General features: G+C 73.4%; 3 protein-coding genes and 2 pseudogenes. 3 read left to right on the forward strand and 2 right to left on the reverse strand.

Annotation, left to right across the window (positions count from 1 at the left end; translation table 11 throughout):
• Positions 1-605 (forward strand): annotated as a pseudogene (locus tag D8M29_RS09230) (acyltransferase); the annotation flags it as partial.
• Between the two features lie 106 nt (positions 606-711).
• Here the strand turns inward: D8M29_RS09230 and D8M29_RS09235 are convergent.
• Positions 712-1,797 (reverse strand): inositol-3-phosphate synthase, encoded by a 1,086-nt coding sequence (locus D8M29_RS09235; protein ID WP_127435535.1) that lies wholly within the window; start codon positions 1,795-1,797, stop codon positions 712-714.
• 169 nt (positions 1,798-1,966) lie between these two features.
• Between D8M29_RS09235 and D8M29_RS09240 the strand changes: the two genes are divergently transcribed.
• Positions 1,967-3,490, forward strand: coding sequence for a glycosyltransferase family 87 protein (locus D8M29_RS09240; RefSeq protein WP_127445923.1), 1,524 nt, complete (start codon positions 1,967-1,969; stop codon positions 3,488-3,490).
• Here D8M29_RS09240 and D8M29_RS09245 read toward each other — a convergent pair.
• Positions 3,481-3,810 (reverse strand): hypothetical protein, encoded by a 330-nt coding sequence (locus D8M29_RS09245; protein WP_238693366.1) that lies wholly within the window; start codon positions 3,808-3,810, stop codon positions 3,481-3,483. The genes D8M29_RS09240 and D8M29_RS09245 overlap by 10 nt on opposite strands.
• Before the next feature lie 106 nt (positions 3,811-3,916).
• Between D8M29_RS09245 and D8M29_RS09250 the strand changes: the two are divergent.
• A pseudogene (locus D8M29_RS09250) lies at positions 3,917-4,103 on the forward strand (M18 family aminopeptidase); the annotation flags it as partial.

The raw sequence follows: 4,103 nt of genomic DNA on the forward strand, positions 1-4,103 counted from the left end.
TGACGTCCTCGCCCGGGTCGTCCGCCGAGCCGTCCGGGCTCGGGCTCGGCGACCCGGCTGTCACGCGCCCCACGTACTCCAAGGAGCAGCTCACCGCGGCCCTGCCGCCGTCCGAGCTCGGCCCGGACGTCACCCTGATCGGCGACTCCGTCTCGCTCTCGGCCGCGCCCACGCTCCTGGAGCAGCTGCCGGGGATGCTGCTCGAGGCGGAGGTGGGCTACCAGATCTGGGACGCCGCGGACGAGATCGAGAAGCTCAAGGCGGACGGCCAGCTGAGCGACGTCGTCGTGGTGGCCCTGGGCGCCAACGGCACCACCCACCGGGGCGACTGGGAGAAGATCCTGGCGGCCGTCGGCGAGGACCGGCTGCTCGTGCTCGTGGTGCCGCACGGCCCGATGGACTGGATCGCGGACGTGCAGGTGCAGATGGAGGCGCAGGCCAAGGCCCACCCGGACCGGATCGTCCTGGCGGACTGGGACGCCGCGGCGAAGCAGCACGTCACGGACTTCTCCGCCGACGGCGTGCACCCCCGCGCCGACGGCCAGGCCATATACGCCCAGCTCGTCCGGCTCACCATCGAGGACCGGCTCGGCACGCGGCGCTGAGCGCGGTGGCCGGGGCGGCACGCGCCCCCACGACGACACCGGCCCGTCACCTCCACGGGGAAGGTGACGGGCCGGCGTCGTGCGCGGTCCGCGGGGACCGGGCGGGTCAGCGCTCGATGTCGCCGCGGATGAAGGCCTCCACGAGCTCGTGCGCCGCGTCGTCGTTGTGCTGCACGGGCGGGGACTTCATGAAGTAGGACGAGGCCGAGAGGATCGGCCCGCCGATGCCGCGGTCCAGGGCGATCTTCGCGGCGCGCACGGCGTCGATGATCACGCCGGCCGAGTTGGGGGAGTCCCACACCTCGAGCTTGTACTCGAGCGAGACGGGGGCGTCGCCGAAGTTGCGGCCCTCGAGGCGCACGAACGCCCACTTGCGGTCGTCGAGCCAGGCCACGTAGTCGGACGGGCCGATGTGCACGTCCTTCTCGCCCAGCTGCGCGGAGGTGTTGGAGGTGACGGCCTGCGTCTTGGAGATCTTCTTGGACTCCAGGCGCTCGCGCTCGAGCATGTTCTTGAAGTCCATGTTGCCGCCCACGTTGAGCTGGTAGGTGCGGTCCAGGGTGACGCCGCGGTCCTGGAACAGCTTGGCCATCACGCGGTGGGTGATGGTGGCGCCGATCTGGGACTTGATGTCGTCGCCCACGATCGGCACACCCGCGGCGGTGAACTTCTCGGCCCACTCCGGGGTGCCGGCGATGAACACGGGCAGGGCGTTCACGAACGCGACGCCGGCGTCGATCGCGGCCTGGGCGTAGTGCTCGGTGGCCAGCTGCGAGCCGACGGGCAGGTAGCAGACCAGCACGTCCGCCTTCGCGTCGCGGAGGGCCTGCGCCACGTCCACGGGCTCGGCGTCCGACTCCTCGATGGTCTCGGCGTAGTACTTGCCGAGGCCGTCCAGGGTGGGGCCGCGCTGGACGGTGACGTCCGCGTGGGGCACGTCCGCGATCTTGATGGTGTTGTTCTCGGAGGCGGTGATGGCCTCGGACAGGTCCAGGCCGACCTTCTTCGCGTCCACGTCGAACGCGGCCACGAACTCGAGGTCGGACACGTGGTAGTCGCCGAACTGCACGTGCATCAGGCCCGGGACCGTGTCCGTGGCCTTCGCCTCGCGGTAGTACTCCACACCCTGGATGAGGGATGTTGCGCAGTTGCCCACGCCGGCGATGGCGACGCGGATGGGATTGGTGGCCACGGTCTGGTTCTCTCCTCGACTGTCCGGAACGGGTGCGGGCACGCGGGGCGCGCACAGGGGGCCCACACCGTTCGGCGGGGCGCTCACCCGGGGATCAACCACGCCAGTCTACGACCGACGACGGCGGCCCCGCCCGTCCGGTGTCCGGGCGGCTTCCTAGGATGGGGGCATGAGACCGGCCCCCGCGCACGCCGCGACCCCCAGCGAGCCGCCCACTCACGCCGCGGACGGCGCCCCGAGCGACGCCGTGACCGCCCCGGGCGCCCCCGCCGGGCGTTCCGCTGACAGCGCACCGTCCGGGACCCTGCCCGCCCCCGGCGAGCGCGGCGGACGCTTCCAGCTCGCCGGCGGCCTCGCGGCGAACGGCCCCGGACGGGGGACCGGCTCCTGGGCCGGGCCCGTGGCGCTGACGGGGCTGCTGGTGGCTCTGGCCGCCGTCGTGGCCGTGCTGCAGAAGTCGCCGTGCCTGCTGCACGGCTGGGGCGCCCCGGACGTCTACTACGCGGGCTGCTATTCGGACTGGGCCGCGCTCTACGGCGGGCGCGGGTTCGCGGCGGACCCGTGGGCGCCGTTCCGGGCGGGCTCCACGTTCGAGTACCCCGTGCTGATGTCCGTCGTGGGCTCGGTGGCGGCCTGGATCACGCAGGCGCTGCCGTTCTCGCCGGAGCAGGGCACGGTGGTGTTCTGGCTCGTGAACCTCGGGTTCGTGGTGGTGCTGTGGGCCGTCGTCGCGGTGCTGACCGTCCGGATGGCGGGGCGTCGGTGGATGGACGGGCTCATGGTGGCCGTGGCCCCGGGGATCGTGCTGGCCGGCACCATCAACTGGGACCTGTGGGCCGTGGCCCTGCTGGCGTGCGGCATGTACGCGTGGTCGCGCGGCCGGTCCCTGACGGCGGGGGTGCTGTTCGGCCTCGGCGCGGCCATGAAGCTGTATCCGCTGCTGATCCTGGGGCCGCTGCTGATCCTGGCGGTGCGCTCGCGGCGGTGGCGGCCGTTCCTGCTCGCGGCCGGGGGCACGGTGGCGGCGTGGGCGGCGGTCAACGTGCCGCTCATGGTCGTGAACGTCCAGGCGTGGTCCGTGTTCTTCACCTTCTCCGGCGAGCGCGGGCCGGGCCTGTCCAGCGTGTGGCACGCGTGGGACGTGACCGCCGCGCAGGCCGGGTGGGCGTTCGTGCCGGAGGACTCCCTGACCCTGCTGGCCTACGGCACCTTCGCGGTGTGCTGCCTCGGGATCTTCGTGCTCGGCGTGCGGGTGCGGCACACCCCGCGGCTGGCCCAGCTGACGTTCCTGGTGGTGGCGGCGTTCGTGCTCACCAACAAGGTGTACTCACCGCAGTTCGTGGTCTGGCTGATCCCGCTCCTGGCGCTCGCCCTGCCGCGCTGGCGGGACTTCTGGGTGTGGCAGACGGTGGAGGCGCTGCACTTCTTCGCCGTGTGGATGTACCTGGCCAAGGGGGTGGCCGAGACCCCGCCGCAGCACTCCATGGACGACTCCGTCTACGTGGCCGCGATCCTCGCCCACATGCTCGCGCTGCTGTGGCTGTGCGGGCGCGTCGTGTGGGAGATGCTGCACCCGGCAGAAGACCTCGTGAAGCGCGACCACGGCGGCCACCCGGACACCGACCCGCTCGCCGGCGCGTACGCCGGCCCGGCCCGGGGGCGCTCAGACCGGCCGGCCGCGGTTCAGGCGTAGTCCCAGCGGTGGATCGGGCAGTCCGGGGACGACGGCGGCGCGGTCCTCCCCTCCGCGGCGGCGCCGCCCTCGCGGGGTGGCGGGCAGACGCACTGCGCCCCGGAGGCGGCCGTGGCCGCCTTCATCTGCTCGCGCCACATCACGTGGGGGTCGGTGGCCGGGTCCGCGGCCGCGCCGGGGTGCGCCGGACGCGCGGCGCCGTCGTCGTGGGCGGGGGCGCGGGCCGCGTCCCCGTCCCGGGTGAAGCCCATCCGCACGATGGCCCAGCCGCCCACGGTCCACGCCACCAGGAGGAAGACCCCCACGGCGACGGCGATCATGATGTCCACGGCGGGCTCCTCCTGCGCTGACGGGGCGGGCGATGCGGCGGGCCCGCTTGCGGGCCAGGGTAGTCGGACGGGGTGGTGGGGGCGGTACGGTCGGGGCATGACCCCCGTGACCCGTGACACCGCCGCCGAGCTGCCCGCCCACCTGCGGGACCTGGCCGAGTTCGTGACCGCCTCGCCCTCCAGCTACCACGCCGCGGAGGAGGTCGCACGCCGCCTGGAGGCCGTCGGCTTCACCCGTCTGGACGAGACGGCCGACTTCCCGTCGGCCCCGGGCGGCTACGTGG

Origin of the sequence: Micrococcus sp. HSID17227, from assembly GCF_003989405.1 — a bacterium.
GTDB lineage: Bacteria > Actinomycetota > Actinomycetes > Actinomycetales > Micrococcaceae > Micrococcus > Micrococcus luteus.

Excerpts from the sequence above, each read along its gene's own strand:
- D8M29_RS09240 (WP_127445923.1), top strand. The coding sequence starts at position 1,967 with ATGAGACCGGCCCCCGCGCACGCCGCGACCCCCAGCGAGCCGCCCACT.
- D8M29_RS09245 (WP_238693366.1), bottom strand. The coding sequence starts at position 3,810 with ATGATCGCCGTCGCCGTGGGGGTCTTCCTCCTGGTGGCGTGGACCGTG.